Origin of the sequence: Niallia sp. HCP3S3_B10 (assembly GCF_052064465.1) — a bacterium.
GTDB lineage: Bacteria > Bacillota > Bacilli > Bacillales > Cytobacillaceae > Niallia > Niallia hominis.
This window is the reverse complement of record NZ_JBQHVO010000005.1, coordinates 21,394-44,493: the sequence shown is the minus strand read 5'-3', so window position 1 is coordinate 44,493 and position 23,100 is coordinate 21,394. Positions and strand designations below refer to the sequence as shown.

The 23,100-nt window shown below is 36.8% G+C and carries 23 protein-coding genes and 2 riboswitches; of the genes, 18 read left to right on the top strand and 5 right to left on the bottom strand.

Annotated elements, in window-relative coordinates:
* Window positions 1–18 precede the first annotated feature (18 nt).
* The 5 genes from ACTNDN_RS04530 to mgtE all read right to left on the bottom strand — a co-directional run bounded on the left by ACTNDN_RS04530 (window position 19) and on the right by mgtE (window position 6,355).
* Window positions 19–1,524, bottom strand: a complete 1,506-nt coding sequence (locus tag ACTNDN_RS04530) for a mechanosensitive ion channel (RefSeq protein WP_031536269.1) — start codon at window positions 1,522–1,524, stop codon at window positions 19–21.
* 160 nt (window positions 1,525–1,684) lie between these two features.
* The gene (locus tag ACTNDN_RS04525) at window positions 1,685–2,344 is read right to left on the bottom strand and encodes a potassium channel family protein (RefSeq protein ID WP_031536270.1); all 660 of its coding nucleotides are present in this window, start codon (window positions 2,342–2,344) and stop codon (window positions 1,685–1,687) included.
* Between the two features lie 173 nt (window positions 2,345–2,517).
* Window positions 2,518–2,970, bottom strand: a complete 453-nt coding sequence (locus tag ACTNDN_RS04520) for a Dps family protein (RefSeq protein ID WP_031536271.1) — start codon at window positions 2,968–2,970, stop codon at window positions 2,518–2,520.
* A gap of 607 nt (window positions 2,971–3,577) precedes the next feature.
* On the bottom strand, window positions 3,578–4,738 hold the full coding sequence (locus ACTNDN_RS04515; RefSeq protein WP_235252103.1) for an FtsW/RodA/SpoVE family cell cycle protein: 1,161 nt from the start codon (window positions 4,736–4,738) through the stop codon (window positions 3,578–3,580).
* A 258-nt stretch (window positions 4,739–4,996) separates the two neighbouring features.
* On the bottom strand, window positions 4,997–6,355 hold the full coding sequence (gene mgtE / locus ACTNDN_RS04510) for a magnesium transporter (RefSeq protein ID WP_235252104.1): 1,359 nt from the start codon (window positions 6,353–6,355) through the stop codon (window positions 4,997–4,999).
* A gap of 231 nt (window positions 6,356–6,586) precedes the next feature.
* Window positions 6,587–6,685: riboswitch (purine riboswitch) on the top strand.
* Between the two features lie 61 nt (window positions 6,686–6,746).
* Here mgtE and ACTNDN_RS04505 point away from each other — a divergent pair.
* The 18 genes from ACTNDN_RS04505 to ACTNDN_RS04420 all read left to right on the top strand — a co-directional run bounded on the left by ACTNDN_RS04505 (window position 6,747) and on the right by ACTNDN_RS04420 (window position 22,958).
* Window positions 6,747–8,081, top strand: coding sequence for a 5'-deoxyadenosine deaminase (locus ACTNDN_RS04505; RefSeq protein WP_031536274.1), 1,335 nt, complete (start codon window positions 6,747–6,749; stop codon window positions 8,079–8,081).
* Window positions 8,082–8,454: 373 nt separating this feature from the next.
* Window positions 8,455–9,231 (top strand): hypothetical protein, encoded by a 777-nt coding sequence (locus ACTNDN_RS04500; protein ID WP_251627849.1) that lies wholly within the window; start codon window positions 8,455–8,457, stop codon window positions 9,229–9,231.
* A 12-nt stretch (window positions 9,232–9,243) separates the two neighbouring features.
* A complete protein-coding gene (sfsA, locus tag ACTNDN_RS04495; RefSeq protein WP_031536276.1) occupies window positions 9,244–9,978 on the top strand; it encodes a DNA/RNA nuclease SfsA in 735 nt (244 codons plus the stop codon).
* A gap of 83 nt (window positions 9,979–10,061) precedes the next feature.
* Window positions 10,062–10,260, top strand: a riboswitch (cobalamin riboswitch).
* Between the two features lie 131 nt (window positions 10,261–10,391).
* Window positions 10,392–11,357: an ABC transporter substrate-binding protein gene (locus ACTNDN_RS04490; protein WP_031536277.1), complete on the top strand. Its 966-nt coding sequence runs from the start codon at window positions 10,392–10,394 to the stop codon at window positions 11,355–11,357.
* Complete coding sequence (locus ACTNDN_RS04485) at window positions 11,344–12,381, top strand: FecCD family ABC transporter permease (protein WP_031536278.1); 1,038 nt, start codon at window positions 11,344–11,346, stop codon at window positions 12,379–12,381. Before ACTNDN_RS04490 ends, ACTNDN_RS04485 begins: the two co-directional genes overlap by 14 nt.
* Complete coding sequence (locus ACTNDN_RS04480) at window positions 12,381–13,847, top strand: heme ABC transporter ATP-binding protein (protein WP_031536279.1); 1,467 nt, start codon at window positions 12,381–12,383, stop codon at window positions 13,845–13,847. The genes ACTNDN_RS04485 and ACTNDN_RS04480 overlap by 1 nt, the downstream gene beginning before the upstream one ends.
* Entirely contained in the window at window positions 13,844–14,806 is a 963-nt protein-coding gene (gene cbiB / locus ACTNDN_RS04475; protein ID WP_031536280.1) for an adenosylcobinamide-phosphate synthase CbiB, read from the top strand. The genes ACTNDN_RS04480 and cbiB overlap by 4 nt, the downstream gene beginning before the upstream one ends.
* Window positions 14,781–15,872: a pyridoxal phosphate-dependent aminotransferase gene (locus tag ACTNDN_RS04470; RefSeq protein WP_031536281.1), complete on the top strand. Its 1,092-nt coding sequence runs from the start codon at window positions 14,781–14,783 to the stop codon at window positions 15,870–15,872. Before cbiB ends, ACTNDN_RS04470 begins: the two co-directional genes overlap by 26 nt.
* Window positions 15,842–16,399, top strand: coding sequence for a bifunctional adenosylcobinamide kinase/adenosylcobinamide-phosphate guanylyltransferase (locus ACTNDN_RS04465; protein ID WP_031536282.1), 558 nt, complete (start codon window positions 15,842–15,844; stop codon window positions 16,397–16,399). The genes ACTNDN_RS04470 and ACTNDN_RS04465 overlap by 31 nt, the downstream gene beginning before the upstream one ends.
* Window positions 16,396–17,898 carry a cobyric acid synthase gene (locus ACTNDN_RS04460; protein ID WP_031536283.1) on the top strand — a complete coding sequence of 501 codons (1,503 nt, stop codon included), beginning with the start codon at window positions 16,396–16,398 and terminating at the stop codon, window positions 17,896–17,898. Before ACTNDN_RS04465 ends, ACTNDN_RS04460 begins: the two co-directional genes overlap by 4 nt.
* Before the next feature lie 2 nt (window positions 17,899–17,900).
* Window positions 17,901–18,695 (top strand): adenosylcobinamide-GDP ribazoletransferase, encoded by a 795-nt coding sequence (gene cobS / locus ACTNDN_RS04455; protein WP_031536284.1) that lies wholly within the window; start codon window positions 17,901–17,903, stop codon window positions 18,693–18,695.
* Entirely contained in the window at window positions 18,665–19,309 is a 645-nt protein-coding gene (locus ACTNDN_RS04450; protein ID WP_048717456.1) for a histidine phosphatase family protein, read from the top strand. Before cobS ends, ACTNDN_RS04450 begins: the two co-directional genes overlap by 31 nt.
* Window positions 19,228–19,665 carry a bifunctional adenosylcobinamide kinase/adenosylcobinamide-phosphate guanylyltransferase gene (locus ACTNDN_RS04445; protein WP_031536286.1) on the top strand — a complete coding sequence of 146 codons (438 nt, stop codon included), beginning with the start codon at window positions 19,228–19,230 and terminating at the stop codon, window positions 19,663–19,665. The genes ACTNDN_RS04450 and ACTNDN_RS04445 overlap by 82 nt, the downstream gene beginning before the upstream one ends.
* A 47-nt stretch (window positions 19,666–19,712) precedes the next feature.
* Window positions 19,713–19,841 carry a hypothetical protein gene (locus tag ACTNDN_RS04440; RefSeq protein WP_269320376.1) on the top strand — a complete coding sequence of 43 codons (129 nt, stop codon included), beginning with the start codon at window positions 19,713–19,715 and terminating at the stop codon, window positions 19,839–19,841.
* Window positions 19,842–19,893: 52 nt separating this feature from the next.
* On the top strand, window positions 19,894–20,493 hold the full coding sequence (locus tag ACTNDN_RS04435) for a cob(I)yrinic acid a,c-diamide adenosyltransferase (RefSeq protein ID WP_031536287.1): 600 nt from the start codon (window positions 19,894–19,896) through the stop codon (window positions 20,491–20,493).
* Window positions 20,474–20,959, top strand: coding sequence for an ECF transporter S component (locus ACTNDN_RS04430; RefSeq protein ID WP_031536288.1), 486 nt, complete (start codon window positions 20,474–20,476; stop codon window positions 20,957–20,959). Before ACTNDN_RS04435 ends, ACTNDN_RS04430 begins: the two co-directional genes overlap by 20 nt.
* Entirely contained in the window at window positions 20,956–21,669 is a 714-nt protein-coding gene (locus ACTNDN_RS04425) for a hypothetical protein (protein WP_031536289.1), read from the top strand. Before ACTNDN_RS04430 ends, ACTNDN_RS04425 begins: the two co-directional genes overlap by 4 nt.
* 215 nt (window positions 21,670–21,884) lie before the next feature.
* Window positions 21,885–22,958 (top strand): D-alanine--D-alanine ligase, encoded by a 1,074-nt coding sequence (locus tag ACTNDN_RS04420; protein WP_031536290.1) that lies wholly within the window; start codon window positions 21,885–21,887, stop codon window positions 22,956–22,958.
* Window positions 22,959–23,100: the final 142 nt, after the last annotated feature.

The window sequence follows — 23,100 nt, the reverse complement described above, 5'->3', positions numbered from 1 at the left end:
CTCCTTCTTTGCAATGTATTAATTATTTAGAGAATTATCATCATTTGGTTTTTGGATAGATGTTTGATCGATTTTTGTATCTAGTTTATCCAATCTTTTTTTGGCAAAGTCTTTGCCTCCGAGACCAAATGCTAATCCAAATGCTAAAGCAAGTCCGCCTAGGATTAGGATAAAGGCAGAATTCACAATAGAAGATGCTACCCCTAATTGGTCAAGTGCCATAAAAACGGAAATGGTAATGATCGCATATTTTGCAATTACCGGTAAAAGCTTGAAGTGAGCGCCTTGTAAAACACTGCTTAACAATTTCTGGACAAGATAGCCTAACCATAAGCCTACGCCAATGATTACTATTGCAGCGAGAACCATTGGTAAATAAGCAATAACAGCAGTTGATAAGGTTACTAAAAATTCTAGTCCTACTATATTTAATGCCTGTACTGCTAATAAGAAAACAATCAGGATTTGTACGATAGAACCAATAATATTTGAAATACTAGTATTAGGGTTAATTCCCATTTTTCGTACATAAGTATCTAGACTAAGCTTTACCAATAAGGTAACAACCATTTGCTTTACCCATTTTCCTATCCAAATGCCTACTAAGATGAGGATAATGGCAATAGCGATATTCGGAATCATTGTTAATATATCATTTAACATGTTAATAGCTGGCTGGGAGATTCCTTGAATATCTAACTTCTCAAGCGCTGATATAACAGTTGGGATGAGAATGAAAATAAATACAATGTTGCCAATAACAGAAGATAGGCTTACATTCTCTAAAAGCTTGCTTATGCCTAATCGATTAGCTAAAGAATCTGTACCAATTGTTTGTAAGAAGTTTGTTAGAATGGTACGAACAATCTTTGCAACAAACCAACCGACTAAGACGATTAGTGCAGCTGCTAGTAGCTTTGGTAAAAAGGCAAGTATGTTTTGAAGCATATTGGCAAATGGTTCGGAAACACCATATAAATTTAGTGCATCTAATACTGCAGGTAAGAATAACAATAGGACTAAGTAGAAAACAATATTTGCGACTTTATCCATTATATTTTGCGGGTTATTCTTTTCTGTAAGATTCCATTTTTGCAGTTTCTCATGGACCTTTAAGGTAGATCCTGTTTTTTTAATAAGGAATTTTAACCCAGTTGCGATGATCCATGCTACCACAAGAATCAATCCGGCTTTTAGAATATTAGGAATAGCTCCAAGTATAGAGGACAGCATATTCACTAATGGAGAAGTAATAGCCGTTAAATTTAAAATATTAAAGAATAGGGAAAAGACGAAAACCAATAATAAGTAAAACACGATTTTACTAATAATTTTTTCAGATGAATATTTTCGTGGTTTTCCTTCTGGGAAAATTTTATCATCCAATTTTGTTTTCTGTAGTCCTTTATATAGGGCTTTTTCAATAATTTTAGCAACAATCCACCCTATGATTAAAACAACCACAGCTAAAATAAAATCTGGTAGCTTGTCCCAAAAGGAATTCCAATTCCAATTATAGTTCATATCCTTCACTCCTTGTTTTTAATTTATACTACTAATACCCAGCGAGTGAAGGATTAAACGTTGTATATAATAGAGCTTCTAATCAAGAATATATATAAAAAAAGAGAAGAGCTTAATGATAGCCTTCTCATTTAGGGTGCAATATTTTTTGTTAATAGGTTTATTTTAGGGCTTTTTCTTCAAAATCATAAAGGCAATCATTACTACCTACCATGATTAGAATATCTCCTTTAAGGATTACTTCATTTGCCGATGGAGAGACGATTGTTTCTCCTGCTCGCTGGATGCCAATAATTGTACAGCCATATTTTGCACGTACGTCTAAGTCTAAAATGGATTTATTATGTATTTTAGCTGAAGCCACCATTTCGACAATTCCGTGTTCTTTCGAAAGCTGAATATAATCAATCATACTGTCGGAAATAACGTGATGGGCAATTCTTTTTGCCATATCCTGTTCCGGATGAATCACACGGTCAGCACCAATCTTCTCTAAAACACGTTTATGATATACATCTGCTGCTTTTACCCAAACTTGGCTAATGCCCATTTCTTTTAAAAGCATAGTAGTAAGGGTGCTAGATTCTACATCATCTCCAAATGAAACAAAGGCATGATCAAAGTTTCGAATACCGATTTGTGTTAGTGATGCTTCGGTAATATTCGTCATTTGTACGCAGAGTGTAGCGAATGCTCGATATTTTTCCACTTTTTCCAACGACTGATCGATTGCTAATACTTCTGCTCCCATTTTATGAAACTCTTCTACTAAACTGCCACCAAAGCTGCCTAGTCCTATCACTACAAATTGTTTTTTCATACTTACCCTCCTAGGGATGAAAAAATACATACTTTGCCATCATTATACTTTTTTATAGAAAAGAAATAAAATAATTTTTCTTTTTTGATAGGGAAAATAGTATTGGGGAAGAGGGGTTTCCTTCCAAATAAAAACCACTTTTTCGTTAGAAAGAAAAAGTGGTTTAACTATGTTTATTCAGAAAGATACGCTGTTAACATCCATAAATGTTTCTCAATTTTGCCAATTAGATCGACTGCTAAATCATTTGTAATTACATCTTCTAATTCATCTGCATGTTCTGCTAATGCTTTTAATTGTGTGTTAATTTGGCTGTAATCTTCTACTAAAGATTTTACCATTTCGTTGGCAGTTAGTTTCTCTGTACTTTCTTTTAATGTTGAAGTTTCGATAAATTCTTGTAATGTTGAAACAGGTTTTCCACCAATTGCAAGAAGGCGTTCTGCGATTTCGTCTACTGCTTCAGCAGCCTCGTCGTACAATTCCTCAAATTTTTCATGAAGTGTGAAGAAAAAAGGCCCTTTTACATACCAGTGATGTTGATGAAGTTTTGTGTATAATACGCTCCAGTTAGCAATTTGTACGTTTAGTTCTTTTTGTAATTCAACTTTTGTTTGTAATCCCATTTTAACAAACTCCCTTCGATTGATTATATATTAATTATAACAAATATTAATTTAAAATCAATATTTATTTATAATTATTACAATTTATTTTTAAAACAAATGAAAAACGCTTGTCATCTCAATAGGTGAAGGAGGGGGTAGATTTTTACTTTTTATTTTTTGTTGTCCTATAAAAATTTATACCCCAATTAGACCGGAAAGGAAACAAAAGGAAGAAAGAATTCATGAAATGGACATATTTAAAAGAGGATGGGACAAAACTAAATAACTAATCTTTAAAGACGAACAATCTTTAATCCAGCTCTTAAATAAAGCTACTTTATTTTTTAAAAATATAGTTAAGTGTAAAAACTAAGTCGTTCCATTGCGCTACAGACGCACGATGCGCCGGGGAGGAAGCTGAGCCTCCTCGCTGCGCTGCGGGGTCTAAAGCTTCTCTATTTCCCGCAGGAGTCGAGCGACCTCCGCTCCATTTCACTTCGTTTTTAAACATTTTCCAAAAAACAAACACGAACTATAATATAATTATTTTGCATTATAGTTCGTGTTTGTTGTTGGTTTAAATACTTATGTCCCAGCCTCTTAACGGCAAAACATGATTCTCAATTTAAAAAGATAGAGAATTGCTAGAAAACATATAGGACTTATAATGATAACGAATGCTAAAAATGAGTCCCATTGCCATCATATTCGTCATTAATGAGCTACCTCCATAACTAATAAATGGAAGGGGGATGCCTGTTATTGGTAACAACTGTATCGTCATCCCGATGTTTTCGAATACATGGAAGGTTATCATGCTAATCACTCCAACAGTAATATAAATACTGTAAGGATCAGCTGTTTTTAATGCTGTTCTCACAAGGTGATAAATTAAGAAAAAATAAAGAATGATAACAATACTGCCACCAATAAAACCGTATTCTTCTCCGATAATGGTGAAAATAAAATCTGTATGTCTTTCGGGGATATATACTTCCTCATTTCCTAATCCTTTTCCGCTAATTAGGCCAGAACCTATTGCCATTAGGGATTTAACTAACTGCAATCCTGCATCCCCCGCATTATGGGGATCAAGCCAAGAGCTAATACGATCGAATTGATAGGGATCGACTCCCAAATATTTTTCTAACAGTTCTCGCCCAAAGATAGCTAAGTAGAAAACGATAGAACCAAAGGCGGCAGCTGATCCATATAACGGAATAAGAATTTTCCATGAAATTCCTGATACTAGCATCATGCCAATTAAGATTGCCATTAGCACGAGGGTTGTACCAAAGTCCTGTACAATGACTAAACCAATCGGTATTCCAGCCACAATTCCAAGCTTACACATTAAAATAAAGTCAGTTAAGAGCGACTTATAAATAGTTTTCTTATGATGATTCGTTATAACTTTTGCGATTGCTAAAATATAAAAAATCTTCATATATTCAGATGGTTGAATACTACCAATGTGAGGAATGACATACCAGCTTTGGGCTCCACCCCTTTTAGGAGTAAAATCGGTTACTGGGGCAAATAAAAGACCAATTAGTAATAATGCTCCTATCCCATAAAGAATCCACGTTATTTGTTGAATCTGTTCATTATCAAAATACATAATAATAGCAATGACAATAGAACCAATTGCATACCACATAATTTGTGATTGTAAGTAGGAAGCGTTTGCGCTGTATATAGCAATACAGCTAACTAAACAAAATAACATAAGCAAAAGACATAATGTCCAATCGAAACGTTCGGAAAATCCTTTTTTCGTTCTCATTCTAGCAAACCCCTAGTTCAAATTTCTTATATTTATATAGACGGAAGAGAAGGTGAATTTGTTTCCTTATTTTTCATAATCCAGTGAAAATATTGGTTTGTATCTAAAGCTGAGGTAATTATTACAAGTATATGGTCAGAGGCAGAATCAGTATGATCTAAAAAAAACAATTTATAATCCAAACCAAATATATGCCCAAAGTGTAAAATAAATTACCAAACGCAAAAAAAAGACTGTCCAAGTTAGACAGCCTTTCTTTCACATTAAATGAGCTAGAAAAATTTGGGCAATTCCGAAGTAAATAAATAACGAAAAGATATCATTAAGCGTCGTAATTAACGGACCTGATGCAACGGCAGGGTCAATATTTAATTTATAAAGAATAATAGGAATAATGGTACCTGATAATGTTCCGATTATAAGTGTACAAATTAATGAAAGGCCAACAACTAAGCCAAGCATCAGATCGCTTTGCCAAACATAGGCAATAATCATAATAATAACGCCACAAGTAATCCCGATTATCAAGCCAACTAATAATTCTCTAAATATCAACTTTGTTACAACTGTTTTATTTATCGTATTAGAAATAAGTCCACGTACAACAACTGCTAATGATTGTGTTCCTGTATTACCAGTCATCCCTGAAATCATAGGCATGAAAAAGGATAGAGCCACTACTTTAGTCAGAACATCTTCATAATTGCTTATAATGCTTCCAGATACGACGCCAATAAATAAAAGTAAGATTAACCAGGGGAGTCTACGATAGGCTGCTACAGATGCTTTTGTATCAAAATCAATCGATTTCCCTGAGGCAGATAGTTTTTCGATATCTTCATTTGCTTCTTGGAAAACGACGTCAATCATATCATCGACGGTTACAATTCCCATCAAAATATTATCATCATTCACAACTGGAATGGCTAAGAAATCGTATTTTTGTATGGTTTGTGCCACTTCTTCTTGGTCTTGGTCCACTGTAACACTAATGACCCGTTCATACATAATGTCACGAATTTTATCCTGTGGTTCAGCAATCAAAAGGTCACGATAGGAAACAACACCAACCAATTTTCTATTTTGATCAATCACGTATAGATAGCTTAATGTTTCTGCGAAATCTGCAAACGATTTTAGCTTATCAACAGCTTCACGAGTAGTGTAATAATCGCGAATCCAAACAAAACGGTTTGTCATGAGACGTCCAGCAGTTTCGTCAGGATAGTTCATTAAGTTTTGTACAATTATAGACTCTTCTTTTTTCATTTCAGAAAGAAGCTCTTTAATTCTATCTGGTGCTAGTTCATTTAAAAGGGAAGCTAGATCATCATTATCCATTAAATCTAGCACTTTCCCGGTCTTGTCCATTCCTAATGTGTTTAGAACCTCAAGTTGTTCTTCTTTATCTAATTCTTCTAAGAGATGGGCTAATAAGTCGACTTTCAGAAAAAGCAAAAAACGAGCCCTATGCTTTTCGGGGAGGCTCTCATAAATTTGAGCTATATCATATGGTTGTAGCTCATCAACGATGGATTCAAATTCAGATTTATTATTGTCTTTTAGCGTCTGAATGATGTGAAGTGTGATTTGATTTTCTGTCATTTGGTGTATCATACTTCTCACTCTCCCTTCCGAGGTTTAAGGCAGTTATTCGACATATACCCTGTCTTATTATATGTAAATTAACGAAAGAATGAAATGGATAATTCTTTGCAAAAAAGGAGATCTTGAGAAAATTTTTGATAAAACACATAAAAAAACCTTGTTAAATATTCTGACAATAAACTTGAAAAGATTAGATTCTAAATTAAAATAGGGATATAACATGAATGACCGCAGGCAGCTGCCGCTATTGCGACTTTTTTTCGTATATCCTTAATAATTGGGTTAAGGGTCTCTACTAGAAACCGTAAATTTCTTGCTACGAAAAATATGCTTAACTAGCATATTTTTCGTAGTTTTTTTGTGTTTATTCCGAAATATAAACAAGCACAGGGGGATTGGAATGGGAAATATTTTAATCAGAAATGCACAAATAGTTACGATGAATCAAGCAGAAGATATTATTTTGGGAGATATTTATATAGAAGAGAATATCATAAAAGCTATCGGAAGAGATCTTCAAATAAATCATGTAGACAAAATTATCGATGCGACAAACAGAACGGTAATCCCTGGTTTTATTCAAACACATATTCATTTATGCCAAACATTGTTTCGCGGCAAAGGGGATGATTTAGAACTGATGGATTGGCTTAGAAAAAGAATTTGGCCACTTGAAGCCGCACATGACGAAGAGTCTATTTATTATTCAGCGATGCTTGGCATAGGAGAGCTGCTGGAAAGTGGAACAACTACGATTGTGGATATGGAAACCGTCCATCATACGGAATATGCTTTCCGTGCCATAGCTGAGAGTGGAATCCGAGCTGTTTCTGGGAAAGTGATGATGGATAAAGGGGATGAGGTTCCTTTGGCATTACAGGAAAAAACAGCAGAGTCTATTCAGCAAAGTGTCGACTTGTTGGAGAAGTGGAATGGCTTTGATGATGGAAGAATTCACTATGCGTTTTCGCCCCGCTTTGTGGTCTCATGTACAGAGGAGTTATTGAAAGAGGTAAAGACGCTTTCGGATAAATATAGGGTCAAGGTACACACCCATGCTTCAGAAAACAAGGGAGAGATTCAGATTGTGCAAGAAGAGACGGGGATGAGAAATGTTGTGTATCTAGATCATCTTGGATTAGCAAATGAGCGTCTGATTTTGGCGCATTGTATTTGGCTAGATGAAGAAGAGAAACGAATTATTAAAGATAAAGGAGTGCATGTGAGCCATTGTCCGGGTTCTAATCTAAAGCTCGCCTCAGGGATAGCAGATACACACCATCTCCTTTGTAATCATGCTTCGGTTAGCTTAGGAGCAGACGGTGCTCCATGTAATAATAATTTAGATATGTTTAATGAAATGAGATTGGCCGCACTTATTCAAAAGCCTATTCATGGTCCAACTGCCATGGATGCAAAAACAGTCTTTAGAATGGCGACTATAGGTGGAGCAAAAGCAGTTGGCATGGAAAAAGAAATTGGCAGTCTTGAAATTGGCAAGAGAGCAGATCTGGCTATTTTAAATCTGCATAATTTTCATACCTTTCCTTCCTATGATGTGGACCCGATTTCGAGAATAGTCTATTCCGCAACAAGAGCTGATGTTGAAACGACCATAGTGGACGGTAAAATAGTGATGGAAAATAAAATAATCAAAACGGTGGACAAACCTATTGTACTAAATGAAGCAGATAAAAGTATTAAAAGGCTGTTGAGCAAAACAAATATAAGTTAGTGCTAGCAATATACCGTGCTTCAGGGAGTGGTCATAACCATTTTTCTAAAGCACGGTGTTTTTTTGTGGTCTCTATAGGATAAAAGGGAAGAATGACTGATAGTAGGAAAATGTTGTTCCTTTTTTCTAAATTGAAAATTTTGTAAGCTATTTTGCCTAAATTTTGTTAAACTAAAATGGTTACAATAAGCACAACTAGATGTATGATGGAAAGTAAGGATAAGGGGTCTGTTCCATACGGACTTAAATAGAGGAAAAAGGGAAAAATTTTCTTGTAATCAGATAAATAAAATGGAATAAAAGCAATTTCAGCAATTAGAAAGTAAGCTAAAGCTATCCGTTTACAAGCTAATAATGTTTGGAGGTTTACTTGATGAAAAAAGGCAGTAATGATATTCGAGATGTGGTTTATATCCATTTAAATGAGAAAGAGCGCTTTGTTCTTTCTTACGGTATAGAGTTTAGAGAGTTTTATAGAATTTTGGCTGAGACTCTTTCCTCTGTTTTGTTGTTAAAGCATCAGTTTGAAGATGGAGAATTTAATATTCATACACAGTTCGAATATGTTCCAAACACTAAATTAGCAAAGTTATCAAAGGAAGATGTTTACGGATACGGGGATTTTGTATGGGTCGATTTTGATGAGACAGAGATTTTAGATATCTTAGAAGGTCAAACAATTGCCGAGCTTCTTTATTTGGGACATAAGCTGGAGCCGCTAAGAAAACCATTTTTTCAGCAATTGAATAATCAATATGCTTATTTGGCCCATGATGATGGCTGGTTTAATAAAATCTATTATAAGAACATGGATTCTTTTTATCAATTATTTGGGGATGTCATTGCAAAGAAAGTGACAGACCTTAAATTAGAGAAGGGGTTGCTTGGACTCAAAAAGAAGCGGATATATCCTTCCCCTCCTAATGAAATCGTCATGGAGCTAAAACATTATATGAATGAAGGAATGGTGTTATCCATTGAAAAAGCCTCTCAGACGCGATTGAAAATGGAAATTCCAATATGGATTTTAGGCGATTTTGATAATATGGATGATATGTACGAGGAATATGAGAAGAATAGCAAACAAAAAACGGATGCCTTGCTTATTTTTGACAAGAAATTAAGAGAATGGCATTTAACGAAGGCTTAATTGGTGGATAATATGAGTGAAAGAATAGTTGTAGGCTTTCCAGCGGAATTAAAGAAAATGACTTTTGTGGAGCGGCCTAACCGGTTTATATTGCATTGCTTGAATGAAGAGACAAATCAACTCGAAAGGGTGCATTTGGCCGATCCTGGAAGACTAATGGAGCTTTTAATAGAAGGGGTAACTATTTATGTTCTCCCAAGTATGAATCCTAATCGAAAAACGAAATGGACGGCAGTTTATGTCGAATCAAATGGTATTCTAGTGTCTATCAATACAACATATCCTAATAAGCTTGTTGAATCTATATTGAAAAAAGCAATCATTGAGGAGCTTTCTGTCTATCGATGGGTGAAATCGGAATACACATATGGAAGCTCTAGATGGGATTTTTTATTAGAGGATGGGGAAAAAAATCAGCTCCTTCTTGAAGTGAAAAGCGTTACATTAGCCAAAGATGGAATAGGGATGTTTCCTGATGCTATCACGAAAAGAGGCTCTAAGCATGTGCAAGAATTAACGGCTATTGCTAAGGAAGGAACATTTAAAACAGCTATTTTATTTGTTGTGCAAAGAGGAGATGTTGAAATAGTGACAGGTGCAGCAGAAATTGACCCAGTCTTTGCGAAAAACTTAGAGGAAGCTGCAAAAGCAGGGGTGCAATTACTAAGCTACACTTGTGTTTTAACAGAGCAAGGAATCGGATGGGGCAATGCTATTCCAGTGGATCCATTTTTAAAAATTAAATAAAAGGACATTTATTTTTGCTACCTTTGATGTATAATCAAAAAGGACGAAAAATGAAATAGATAGATGATGGTGAGACTTTTTGTAAAAGATTGATGAGGAATGTCGAAAGACTTTCTCTTTTTTCAGAAAGACTCTTAAAAGGGAAGTTGGTGAAAATCCAACACGGTCCCGCCACTGTAAATGATTGCACATGGAGAAGTGCCACTGTACTTACCTGTATGGGAAGGTTCTATTGTTGCGACAATCATGAGTCAGGAGACCTGCCATTTTCTATACACCTAAATAAACCTACGAGGATAGGGAGGTGTGGAGCGCGCTTTGAAATTATTTTTAAAGTCATCCCAACATCTCTATGGACGATAATAGGGATGTTTTTTATTTTTCACATATTTATTTCAGGAAGGTGAAGAATGATGAAAAAGTTTTATTCTTTATTTTTAGCAATACTGCTCGTAGTTGGGTCGCTTGCTGGATGTGGTGAAGGAAAGACAGAAAATAATAATGATAACAAGGAGCAGTCAACTGCACAAGAGGCTGCTTTTCCTGTAACGATTAAAGATGCAATCGATCAAGAAGTAGTAATTGAGGAAAAGCCAGAAAAAATAGTTTCTTTAATGCCTAGTAATACGGAAATTGTATTTGCGCTTGGGCTAGGAGATGAGTTAGTTGGAGTTAGTGATTATGACAACTATCCAAAAGAAGCAGCGGAAAAAGAAAAAGTAGGCGGCATGGAATTTAATGTGGAGAAAATAATCTCACTGAATCCAGATGTAGTTTTAGCACATGCATCTAGTGCCCATAATTCGACAGAAGGCTTGCAGCAAATCCGCGATGCCGGAATTGATGTTGTTGTTGTGAATGATGCAACTTCTTTTGAGGACGTCTATAAAGGGATGGAAATGATTGGACAGGCTACTGGAGCAGAAACGGAAGCAGATAAGCTTGTTGCTGATATGAAAGAGAAGTTAGCTGCTATCAAGGATAAAGCAGCAGCGATTTCTGATAGTGACCAAAAATCTGTTTATATAGAAGTAAGCGGAGAACCAAGTATATTTACGACTGGTACAAATACATTTATGCAAGAGATGTTAGATACCATTAATGCGAAAAATATTATTTCGGAAGAAGGCTGGATTCAAGTAGACCAAGAGGCAGTGATTGCAGCAAATCCAGATGCTATCATTACTACTTATGGTGCTTACTCAGAAACAAGCCCAATCGATCAAATTAGCTCGAGAAAAGGTTGGGAAGAGATAAAAGCAGTAAAAGAAAAGCAAATAGTAGATGTTGATTCTGACATGGTAACTCGTTCTGGTCCTCGTTTAGTTGAAGGAGTAGAGGCCGTTGCCGAAGCGGTGTACCCAGATGTTTTTAAATAAAAGAAAAGCGGCTTATGTTTATGCCGCTTTTTTTCTCCTTTTTGCGATTGTAATGGGAATATCTGTTGGAACTATATCTGTTCCTATTTTGTCTGTGGTAAAAATATTAGCAAGCTATGTTGGGCCAGAAAGCTTATTAACTAATGTCGAGCCAATGCATATCAATATAGTCCAAAATATTCGACTCCCTAGAGTGCTGTTGGCGGGACTTGTCGGTGCGAGCCTATCCATTTCGGGAGCTGCTTTCCAAGGGTTATTGAGAAATCCATTGGCAGATCCTTATACACTTGGGGTTTCATCTGGTGCTTCTGTTGGAGCTGTTATTACATTGTTCTTCCAATTAAGTATCCCATTTCTTGGCGCACTGACTTTGCCATTTATGAGTGTACTATTCTCCTTCTTTACGATTTTATTTGTTGTCTTTTTTGCGAAAAAAATGGATCCTGCGATGCGAGTGGAAACGATTATTTTAACAGGAATTATTATTGGTTCTTTTTTAAGTGCATTTATTTCGCTTATGATCGCATTAACAGGCAATGAACTTCGCCAAATTATTGGCTGGTTACTTGGAAGTGTCTCCATGAGAGGGTGGGAATATATAAAAATTATTCTTCCTTTCTTTGTAGTTGGTTCTGGTCTTCTTCTTTCGCAAGGAAAGGAATTAAATGCTTTAGCGTTTGGCGAAGAAAGAGCACAGCATTTAGGTATTCATGTACAAAGAAGAAAAATGATTATTTTGCTGGCTGGCTCTATGTTAACAGGTGCAGCGGTTGCAGTATCTGGGACAATCGGATTTGTTGGTCTTGTTATTCCACATTTTGTTCGAATCATTGTAGGGTCAGATCACCGTCATTTAATGGGGGTATCCCTTTTTGCAGGCAGTGGCTTTATGATTCTGGCTGACTTATTAGCTAGAACAATTATTTCTCCAACAGAACTTCCGATAGGGGTTATTACAGCTTTAGTAGGTGCCCCGGTGTTTGCGGGATTATTACTGAGAAGAAGGAAGAGGAGTTTAAACTAATGCTTAATGTACAGAATCTCTTTTTTCAATATGAAACAAAACAAATTTTACAGGATATTTCTTTTACGGTGAATAAAGGAGAAATGGTTGGTATCCTTGGACCGAATGGTAGTGGGAAAACGACGTTAATGAAAATTATTAGCGGCATTTTAACTCCACAGGAGGGACAGGTTGAGATAAAAGGCAAACCAATCGAGCAGTATAAAACGAAAGAATTAGTAAAGGTAGTCGCAGTCCTGTCTCAGCATGTGAATGAATCTTTTTCCTATACCGTTCGAGAAATCGTATCACTCGGGAGATATGCTCATCAATCCGGGCTGTTTCAGTCCTGGAGTTCTCAAGATGAAGCAGTAGTTACAAGCGTGATGAAACAAACGGGAGTCTTTTCATTTCAAGAGAAATCCATTCATGAATTATCTGGAGGCGAAAAGCAGCGTGTTTATTTGGCACAGGCACTCGCACAAGAACCAGAAATTCTCCTATTAGATGAACCTACAAACCATTTGGATTTATCTTATCAGAAGGAGTTATTGGATAACTTAAGAGAATGGAGCATGGAAAGAGATTTAACGATTGTTTGTATTTTCCATGATTTGAACTTGGCAGGATTATATTGTGATCGGCTGCTTTTATTACATGATGGAATGGTAGAAGTAGATGCCGCCCCTTCTAATGTATTGCAAGAAGAGAGGGTGAAAAGAATCTATCAAACAGATGTGAAAAGTACTTTTCATCCAAGTAGACCAGCTCCGCAAATAGCTCTAGTACCAAGAAATAAAGAGAGAAATAATAGGAAAATAGATACGGAAGCTATTACCATTTATTCAGATCGTGTAGAGGTAAAGGTTCCCTTTCCACTATACACTCTTTCATCAGGTGTAATAGGTGCAGGGATGGGATGGTATAAATGCTTTGTGAACAGACATGTGGATAAGAGATATCAATGCGAAGATTATCGGGAAGAAATGGAGGGTTATTTGCATCGAAATGGCTTTATTCCATCAGAAACTGTAGGGATGATGACAGCTGTTTACACAGAGGATGTAGCATATGAGCTTATCGAGCAGCGGGATTTTTCTGTGATGATTGTCGTAACAGGCGGAGTAGGAAATGCTGTTGATGCCGCAAAGACTAACGAGCATTCTTCCTTCTTAAATCCTGGAACCATTAATATTTGGATTTTTGTTAACGGGACATTATCAGAGCAAGCCTTCGTGCAAAGTGTCATTACGGCCACAGAAGCAAAAGCAGCGGTCTTGCGAGATCGGAAGATAAAAGATTTGGAAACAGGAACCATTGCAACAGGTACGTCAACAGATAGTATATTGGTGGCTGCTACCCAAGAAGGAGCCTACCTCGAATTTGGAGGTACGATAACAGCGCTTGGAAAATGTGTAGCACAAGGAGTCTATCAGTGTTTAGCAAAGTCGTTAGATAAAAGGAATAGGAGGATAGCACCTAAATGATCGGCCATTTGATTAGCATTACACTTGCGATTGTTTTAGATAAGCTTATTGGTGATCCTCCAAGCTGGCCACATCCGGTAAAAGGGATGGGGAGATTGATTTCCTTTCTAGATCAAAGATTAAATAACGGAAAGAGTCGGAGAATAAAAGGGTTATGGATGCTCAGCACGGTATTAATATTTACCTTTTTGATTAGCTACGTCCTCGTTTATATTAGCTATCAGCTTCATTGGTGGGTCGGGGTAATCGTGGAAGCTCTTCTTATCGCCACAACGATTGCCCAAAAGAGTCTAAAGGATGCTGCGATAGAGGTTTATGATCCATTGCAGGCTAATGATTTAGAGATGGCAAGAAAAAAGCTGTCTTATATTGTAGGCAGAGATACAGAGCAATTAGAGGGAGAAGAAATTGTCCGTGCGACGGTAGAGACAGTTGCAGAAAATACTAGTGATGGTATTACTGCTCCACTGTTTTGGGCATTTATTGGCGGAGCTCCCTTGAGTCTTGTATATAGAGCGATTAATACATGTGATAGTATGGTTGGTTATAAGAATGATAAATATGGAGATTTTGGGTATTGTGCTGCGAAATGTGATGATATCGTCAACTATTTGCCTAGTCGAATAACAGCCATTCTCGTGCTGTTAGTTAGTCGTAGTCCTTTCTATCGTAAAAAGGAAGCCTGGAAGTTGTTATTTCATGATGCAATGAAGCATCCCTCTCCAAACAGCGGCTGGGGTGAAGCAGTGACTGCGATTATCCTTGGTATACAGCTTGGTGGGATTAACTTTTACAAAGGAAAGAAGTCAGATCGTGCACGTATGGGAAGAGCACTGCAGCCTTTAGGAACTAGACATATTATCGAGTCGACTAAAATTGCTGATAAAGCTGTTGTTTGCTTTTATCTCTTTTTATGTATAGGAGGAATTGGATTTGAATTGGCCAATGCATGGAGCTAATCCTCAGTATATTTATGAAAAGACAAATGTAGAAATGCCGGTAAATACGATTGATTTTAGTGCTAATATCAACCCATTAGGACCTCCGACTATTTTATCGGACAACTGGGATGACTTATTTCAGACAGTCCATCTTTATCCAGATCCTTATGCAAGCAGTCTAAAAGAGAAAATTTCAGATCAGTATGGGCTTTGTCCAAAGCAGCTTTTAATTGGTAATGGAGCTGCGGAAATTATTTCTTTGTTGGGAAGAATTTTGGCGAGGAAAAAGGTATTATTGCTCCAGCCAGCTTTTTCTGAATATGAAGAAGTATGCAAAATTAATCATTGTGACATCTATCATCATTATTTAACAGCGGAAACAGGATGGGAACTAAATCCATCTAATTTGGAAAAGGATATCCGCCATGTAGATGCTCTATTTTTATGTAATCCTAATAATCCAACAGGGATATTTTATCCGAAACAAGTAGTAGAAGAATTGTTAGTTATTTGTAAAAAAAATGATTGCTATGTCATCCTAGATGAAGCTTTCTATGATTTTGTAATTGGATATGAGGATATGCTTCCTCTCTTAAAAAAATTCTCCAATCTTATTATTATCCGTTCCTTGACAAAGATGTACAGTATTCCAGGGATTCGCCTTGGTTATGCATTCGCATCAGAGGAACTGATTGCAAAATTACAACAGTTTCAATCTCAATGGAGTATTAATGGAATTGCTTTAAGGGTTGGTGAATTATTAATGGGACAAGAGATGTTTTTAAATAAAACGCAAAGTTATATGGAAGAGGAAAAGAAAAGGTTATTTTCCTTTTTTAATAAACAGCAATTCGCTTATTCCACTTCTGCTGCTAATTATTACCTGTTAAGAGATACTAGTTTTACAGACCAAAAAGAGCTCCTGATTTTCTTATTAAACAATGGCATCATAGCAAGACATACATATAATTATCCGGGTTTAGATGGAAGATGGCTACGGTTTGCGATTAAAAGTAAGTTAGAGAATCAGCAATTGCAAGGAGTGTTAGCTAAATGGAAACAAAGTCATCCATCATCTTTGTAACTGGAGGCGTGAGAAGCGGAAAATCTTCTTTTGCTGAGAGATTGGCAATAGAATATGCAGAGAATGAAAAAGCAGATTTACATTATATAGCCACAGCTGTTCATTCAGACACAGAGATGCAAGAAAGAATTGCAAGGCATCAGCAACGAAGAAAAAAACAAAAGGTAAAATGGAATAGCCATGAACAAGCAGTAAATATTGGTGAATTGGCTGGAGTTTTTTCAAAAAAGGATGTTATACTACTCGATTGCTTAACTGTATTAGTCAATAATGAACTTTTTTATAAAGATCAACGGCAAGAAATGCTAGAGCTAAAGCTGAAAAGGGAGCTAATAGAGTTAAGCCGAAGCTGCAGATATCTTATTCTTGTGAGTAATGAAGTGACATATGAGATGTCATCAGATCCATTTGTACAGAACTACTGCAGGCTTTTAAATCAACTCCACTATTTCCTCGTGCAGCATGCAAAGGAAGCTTATTTGGTAGAATTCGGAATCGCGAAAAGCAAGAAGGGAGGAAAAAAATGAAGGGGGTAATGATACAAGGAACTTCATCTGATGTTGGGAAAAGTCTGATTGCTACTGCTATATGCAGAATGGTGGCAAATGAGGGGATAAAGGTGGCTCCATTTAAGTCACAGAATATGTCTAATAATTCTTATGTCACGGTAGATGGAAAAGAGATTGGCAGAGCACAAGGAATTCAGGCAGAAGCAGCAAGGACGGTGGCAACTGTTTGGATGAACCCGATACTCTTAAAGCCAAGATCTGATTTACAGTCAGAGGTTGTCCTGCTTGGGGAAGCTAGTACGACTCTATCTGGAAGAGGGTATCGTGAACAGTTTTATGAGGAAGGAATTTGTGTTATACAAAAAAGCCTGGATTACCTGCAAAGCCATTATGAGATGACTATTATGGAAGGTGCGGGAAGTCCAGTTGAAATAAATTTGAAAGACAGAGAGCTTGTAAACATGAAGGTAGCAGAAATGGCTGATGTTCCTGTCATTCTCGTTGCGGATATTGATCGCGGCGGCGTGTTTGCGAGTATCATTGGAACCCTTGCCCTATTTTCAGAAGAGGAAAGGAGCAGGGTAAAGGGAATTATAATAAATAAGTTTCGCGGCGATCCAACTCTCTTTGAAGATGGGGTTCAATGGCTGAAGGAAAAGACAGGCATTCCTGTCCTTGGAGTCCTTCCTTTTATTCATAACCATATGATTGAAGGAGAGGACTCATTATCTATCCGAGAGAAAAGATTTACAACTACTAAAGCTGTGATTGATTTGGCAGTAGTAAACAATCGTTATATGTCCAATTTCACAGATATAGAACCATTTTTTCTAGAAGAAGACGTTAGTATCCGCCTGATTAATAAAGGCGAAGATTTAGGGAATCCAGATGCGGTTATTATACCAGGTACGAAAAGTACAATAGATGATTGGAAAGAAATGAAGAGGAAAGGATTAGCATCCCAGCTTAAAAGCTATTATAAGCAAGGTGGCAGAGTAATCGGATTATGTGGAGGCTATCAAATGCTTTGTACTACTTTGAAGGATCCACAGGGTGCTGATACTGGAAGCAGAGGCGAAGAAATAGAGGGACTAGGACTTATCCCCGCAAGCACGACCTTTGAAAAGAAAAAAGAGACGATTCGAGTGGAAGGCAGTTATCATCCTTCTACGAAGTTAGCATCAGAAAGAATAGAGGGTTATGAGATTCATTTAGGAAAAACAGAATATGCTTCTATAGACGATAGATGCCCGTTTTTATTGCTTCATAACAGCAGGGAAGAAGGCTATTATCGAGAAGATGGAAGATTGATAGGTACTTATATGCATCATCTATTTTATAATGATGCATTTCGCCATACGTGGTTAAATCAAATTCGAGTGCAAAAAGGAATGATGAAAAGGAAAAGGCTGTTTATACAAGAACAGAAGGATAAACGCTTTGATGCACTTGCTCATGAAATGAAAAAACATTTGAATTGGGAAAAACTATGGAATATCCTTCAGGCTGGTGATTGATAATGAAGAAATGGTTTATTGGTTTTCTCTTAAATATACAGTTCTTTACGGCGATACCAGTGAGAAAGGAACTTCCAATGGAAGGGGAATTTCTTCAGAAAAGTATAAAGACATTCCCTTTGCTAGGACTTTTTCAAGGCTTTATTTATATGAGCTTCTTCTTTTTGCTAAAAGAATATACGCCGTTTACAGCACTTGCAGTAGCTTTTTTTGTCTGGGCCAGTACGATTTTGTTAACTGGAGGGCTTCATTTAGATGGCTGGATGGATGCAAGTGATGCTTATTTTTCTTATCAGGATAGGAAGAAAAGATTAGAGATTATGAAGGATCCACATGTTGGCGCCTTTGGTCTTTTATCCGTCATTCTGTTATTGAGTGCGAAGTTTCTTTTTATCTATGAAATCGTGACACGTATGCAAGACTTTACCTATCTTTTTGTCATGCTCCTGCCGTTATTTTCTAAAGCTGTAATGGGATGGATCTTGCTATTTGTTCAAGAGGCAAAGAATGACGGGCTTGGCGCATACTTTAAAAGGTCTGTTGAAGGGCAGCGAGCATTTTTTTATAGTCGCTATTTTGCACTTGTTCTTCTATTTATCATCTTATTGAATACACAATGGCTGCCACTGTTCTTTCTGTTTCTCTTTATTAGCATCTGCAGCTATATTTTATTAAGTCGATTTATGAAGCGAGCTTTTGGGGGATTAACAGGTGATTTATTAGGGGCAAGTGTAGAAGGGACGGAACTGGCATTATGGGCGACACTATGGTTATTGCATTATTTCGTCATGGGTTAACTGCCGAAAATGAACGAAAAGCATACATTGGCTGGCTGGATGCTCCTTTAAGTGAAAACGGGAAAGCGGACCTTTATGAAAAAGGAAGCCCAGTGTCTAAATATGAATGGATAAGTACAAGCGATTTATTGCGAGCGAAAGAGACAGCAACTTATTGGTTTCCTGAACAGAGCATACACAGTACTCCTAATTTTCGAGAAATAAATTTTGGAGAGTGGGAAGGAAAAACATATGACCAACTAAAAGAGCTCCCTGACTATTGCAAATGGCTAAATGCTCCGTTTACAGTTTCAGCAACAAATGGAGAATCCTTTAAAGAGTTTGTTATGCGAGTAGATACAGGCTGGGATCTTTTAATTGAGCAGAGTAAGAAAAGCGATCGAATGGCAGTTGTCACACATGGTGGGGTTATTCGTTATTTACTTAGTAAATATGGTGTAACAGAAAAGGAGTTTTGGGATTACAGCATTTCGCCAGGAGAGGGCATCGAACTAATATGGTCCAATAAAGAAAGGTTTAGGAGGAAGGAAAGATGCACTTTATTACAGGAGGTAGCTTTCACGGGAAAAAAAGCTGGGCAGTCTCCTTTACGAAGGAGCAAGGATTTACAGTAGGAAAGGTCCTCCGTTTGTTTGATGAAAAGGAAATAAAGATTACAACGGATGAGAAGGATTCCTTTTATATGTTAGAAGGGTTGGAGTGGATGATTAAAAATCGTCTGAAAGAAGAAACGTTGGAGCAAACGATCCATTATCTAGAAAAACAAGTAGAGACTTTACTTCAATGGGAAAGAGAAGAGAAAAAGCGCTGTGTGTTTATTATTGGTAGCGATATTACGAAAGGCATCGTACCGATTGATAAGGAAGATCGCTTTTGGCGAGATGCTACAGGACTGATTTTTCAACGAATTGCAGCAGAGGCAGATAGAGTGGATGTTATTTGGTATGGGTTGAATGAGCGATTAAAGTAGTTGGTGAATTTGGTTTGTGGGTGACTGGTAGGGAGGCTATGGGATTAGTGAAAGTGGTTTTTAAAAGCGGGATGAACGCTGAAATCCGAAGCGGGCAAGAGAAAAGTGGTTTTCAAAAAGCAAGACAAGTTCTAAAGCAACAAAGCAACTACAAGAAAAAATTACATTTAACGTAAAAAGCACTAATCGCAAAAACACTAAACAAATAAACAGAAAGAGGGATAGAATATGCGAATTTATACAAAAACAGGTGATAAAGGGGAAACTAGTATAATTGGGGGAAGAGTATCAAAGGATGACATTCGTGTAGAAGCATACGGTACAGTAGATGAATTAAATTCTTTTGTTGGATTGGCAGTTGCGCAATTAGCGGGAGAACAATTTGCTGATATTAAAGAAGACTTAGAGAAAATTCAGCATGAATTATTTGATTGTGGGGGAGATTTAGCGAGTATCTCAAAAAGAAGAGAATGGAAGTTAACAGAAGAGGCTATTGCCTATTTAGAGGAACGAATTGATGCTTTTATGGAAGAGACGCCGGATTTGGAGCGATTTATTTTGCCGGGAGGGACAGAAGCAGCAGCGACTGTGCATCTAGCACGAACAGTGACAAGAAGAGCGGAACGCTTAGTGGTGACATTGGTGAAAACGAATGAAGATATACCGGAATTGCCATTAAAATATTTAAATAGACTTTCTGATTACTTTTTTGCGCTTGCAAGGGTGATTAATTATAGAAGCGATGTGGCAGATGTCGAGTATGTACGTAGTGCAAAGGTATTTCGAACAACTAAAAAGGGAGAGAGAAATGAACGTAAAGAAGATTAATATCCTTGCTATTTTTATTGCAATTTCGGTTATTGGTGCTTTTATAAAAATTCCAAGCTTCATTGGAAGTGTTGCACTCGATAGTTTTCCGAGTCTTATTGCGGGTGTATTTTTAGGTGGGATTGCTGGAGGAATAGTAGCTGCTTTCGGTCATCTGGTGTCTGCTTTGATTGGAGGACTCCCACTCGGAATTTTTCATTTATTTATTGCGATAGAAATGTGTTTGCTTGTTTTTATTTTTACTAAAATCTATCAGAATGGAATTAGAATTATCTCCTATTTATGGTTTGTGTTAGGAAATGGAGTTCTACTGCCCCTTCCTTTCTTATTCCTAATGGGAAAAGGTTTTTATATTTCTATGGTTCCAGTATTGTTGATCGGTGCTGTATTAAACGGCATTATTGCTCAGCTGTTAATGCCGAGGCTAGAATCTTTCCTTAAAGGGTGGGGAGAGGCGAAGCAATGAGAGATGTACAAATTGTTCCCTGGAATCAAGAAGAAGTAATGGTTATTAGTGCAGATAATAGTGGAGGGATTGGGCAGAAAGAAGAGGATCAAGTTTCCGTTCCCTATGATATAGTTTCTTATTTTTCTTTTCGCGTAGCAGTTATGGAATGTTTGGCAGCAGGAGGAATCCCGTTTTCGGTAATTTTGCAGAATTTTTGTGGAAATGATGCTTGGATTCCCCTTGTAACAGGTATACATAAAGGAGTGCAGGAGCTTGGGTTAGATGGTGAGCTTGGAATAACAGGCAGTACAGAGAGCAATTTTTCCTTCTGTCAATCAGCTGTTGGGCTTACGATTCTTGGAAAAAGACAAGCTGATTTCAAGGAGACATCCATTGTAAATGGAAGAATTGCGGTTATTGGAAGTCCCCTTGTTGGGGAAGAAGTAATGTTACAGGAAGATAAAGTTGTTCCCTTATTTTTGTTTTCTCATTTTGCAAAGGAAGTAAAATGTCGATTACAGCCAGTTGGCTCTAAGGGAATTCTTTATGAATTAGGACAGTTAAAGGGGAAGCTTTTTCAAGAAGAAGAAGTGACATGCTCTGTTGATCTTTTAAAATCTTCTGGTCCAGCTACATGCTTTATTGTCGAGTATGAAAAAGAAATGGAATCAGAAATAAAAAGGTTGGCAGGTGGCTATTTTCATGAAGTACTTGTTTCTTTGAGATAAGATAAAGGAGCAAGGATAATTTTTCTTTCTTAGGGAGAAATTTTAAATAAATAAGCTCCAATTTAGCCCTTTTTTCATATGGTAATAAGAGTTAAAATGGAAAAGGATTATTAGGGTCTGATTAAATTGTTATTTGACTTACATGTTTTCTTTTTAAAGGTCTGGTTCTAGTGGTAGAATAAACAAGTGCATTGATTAAATGGAGGTAACTCATAATGAAAAAGAAACTTGGATTATTATATGGCGGAAAATCTGCTGAACATAAAGTTAGTATGCAAACAGCAATGGCAGTAATTAAAGCATTAGATACAGATAAATATGATATTCATCCAATTTACATATCGGAGAGTGGTGAATGGGTGCGCGGACCACAATTAATGGGACCTGTTGAAAATGTAAAAGAGCTTGCGTTTAACTCACAGGAGCAAATCGGATCAAATGCGCTTTCTACTACTCTCTTCCAAGCAAATGATGAGGCTTCCTTAGATGTTATTTTTCCATTACTTCATGGACCAAACGGCGAAGATGGAACCGTACAAGGATTGCTGGAACTTCTGAATCTTCCTTATGTTGGAAATGGTGTTTTAGCATCATCAGCGGGAATGGATAAAGTAATTATGAAGAATATATTTGAAGTAGCTGGACTAAACCAAGTAAAATATAATTCTTTTATCCGCAGTGACTGGCAAAGTAATAAAGCGGCAGCGTATGATCGTGTGGAAAAGGAATTAGGTTTTCCTTGTTTTGTCAAGCCTGCTAATCTTGGATCAAGTGTAGGAATTAGTAAATGTACGACTAGAGAAGAATTAGAAACTGCCTTTATCGAAGCATTCCAATTTGACCGCAAAATTATTGTCGAAGAAGGCTTAATAGCTAGAGAAATTGAAGTAGGGGTACTAGGAAATGATCACCCAGAAGTTTCTGTAGCAGGAGAAATTGTTCCGAAAAAAGATTTTTACGATTATAAAGCAAAGTATGAGGATGGAGATACAGCTTTAATTATTCCAGCAGAAGTTACAGAATCTGAATATGCTGCTATTAAAACAGATGCGATTAAAGCATTTAAAGCACTTGATTGTTCTGGCCTTGTACGTGCAGATTTCTTCCTTACAAAAGAGGGGGAAGTTTATATTAATGAAGTAAATACAATGCCTGGATTTACACCGTTCAGCATGTTCCCATTATTATGGAAGCACACAGGTTTAGAATATGATGCTTTAATCAATAAATTAGTAGATCTTGCAGTGGAAAGACATACAGAAAAACAAAATATCAAATATACGATTTAATAGAGAAGAAATGGGAAGGCATTTGTTAATTGGATGCTTGTTAACCGATTCAGATTGCTCCATAGTAAATAGACTTTAGAACATGTATATTTGTATAACAACGGTCAAAAGGAGAGGTGAGAATAATACCTCTTCTTTTGTT

Bases quoted from the DNA above. Each gene is read 5' to 3' on its own strand.
- ACTNDN_RS04530 (WP_031536269.1), bottom strand. From the start codon at position 1,524: ATGAACTATAATTGGAATTGGAATTCCTTTTGGGACAAGCTACCAGAT.
- ACTNDN_RS04525 (WP_031536270.1), bottom strand. From the start codon at position 2,344: ATGAAAAAACAATTTGTAGTGATAGGACTAGGCAGCTTTGGTGGCAGT.
- ACTNDN_RS04520 (WP_031536271.1), bottom strand. From the start codon at position 2,970: ATGGGATTACAAACAAAAGTTGAATTACAAAAAGAACTAAACGTACAA.
- ACTNDN_RS04515 (WP_235252103.1), bottom strand. From the start codon at position 4,738: ATGAGAACGAAAAAAGGATTTTCCGAACGTTTCGATTGGACATTATGT.
- mgtE (WP_235252104.1), bottom strand. From the start codon at position 6,355: ATGATACACCAAATGACAGAAAATCAAATCACACTTCACATCATTCAG.
- ACTNDN_RS04505 (WP_031536274.1), top strand. From the start codon at position 6,747: ATGGGAAATATTTTAATCAGAAATGCACAAATAGTTACGATGAATCAA.
- ACTNDN_RS04500 (WP_251627849.1), top strand. From the start codon at position 8,455: ATGAAAAAAGGCAGTAATGATATTCGAGATGTGGTTTATATCCATTTA.
- sfsA (WP_031536276.1), top strand. From the start codon at position 9,244: ATGAGTGAAAGAATAGTTGTAGGCTTTCCAGCGGAATTAAAGAAAATG.
- ACTNDN_RS04490 (WP_031536277.1), top strand. From the start codon at position 10,392: ATGAAAAAGTTTTATTCTTTATTTTTAGCAATACTGCTCGTAGTTGGG.
- ACTNDN_RS04485 (WP_031536278.1), top strand. From the start codon at position 11,344: ATGTTTTTAAATAAAAGAAAAGCGGCTTATGTTTATGCCGCTTTTTTT.
- ACTNDN_RS04480 (WP_031536279.1), top strand. From the start codon at position 12,381: ATGCTTAATGTACAGAATCTCTTTTTTCAATATGAAACAAAACAAATT.
- cbiB (WP_031536280.1), top strand. From the start codon at position 13,844: ATGATCGGCCATTTGATTAGCATTACACTTGCGATTGTTTTAGATAAG.
- ACTNDN_RS04465 (WP_031536282.1), top strand. From the start codon at position 15,842: ATGGAAACAAAGTCATCCATCATCTTTGTAACTGGAGGCGTGAGAAGC.
- ACTNDN_RS04460 (WP_031536283.1), top strand. From the start codon at position 16,396: ATGAAGGGGGTAATGATACAAGGAACTTCATCTGATGTTGGGAAAAGT.
- cobS (WP_031536284.1), top strand. From the start codon at position 17,901: ATGAAGAAATGGTTTATTGGTTTTCTCTTAAATATACAGTTCTTTACG.
- ACTNDN_RS04450 (WP_048717456.1), top strand. From the start codon at position 18,665: ATGGTTATTGCATTATTTCGTCATGGGTTAACTGCCGAAAATGAACGA.
- ACTNDN_RS04445 (WP_031536286.1), top strand. From the start codon at position 19,228: ATGCACTTTATTACAGGAGGTAGCTTTCACGGGAAAAAAAGCTGGGCA.
- ACTNDN_RS04435 (WP_031536287.1), top strand. From the start codon at position 19,894: ATGCGAATTTATACAAAAACAGGTGATAAAGGGGAAACTAGTATAATT.
- ACTNDN_RS04430 (WP_031536288.1), top strand. From the start codon at position 20,474: ATGAACGTAAAGAAGATTAATATCCTTGCTATTTTTATTGCAATTTCG.
- ACTNDN_RS04425 (WP_031536289.1), top strand. From the start codon at position 20,956: ATGAGAGATGTACAAATTGTTCCCTGGAATCAAGAAGAAGTAATGGTT.
- ACTNDN_RS04420 (WP_031536290.1), top strand. From the start codon at position 21,885: ATGAAAAAGAAACTTGGATTATTATATGGCGGAAAATCTGCTGAACAT.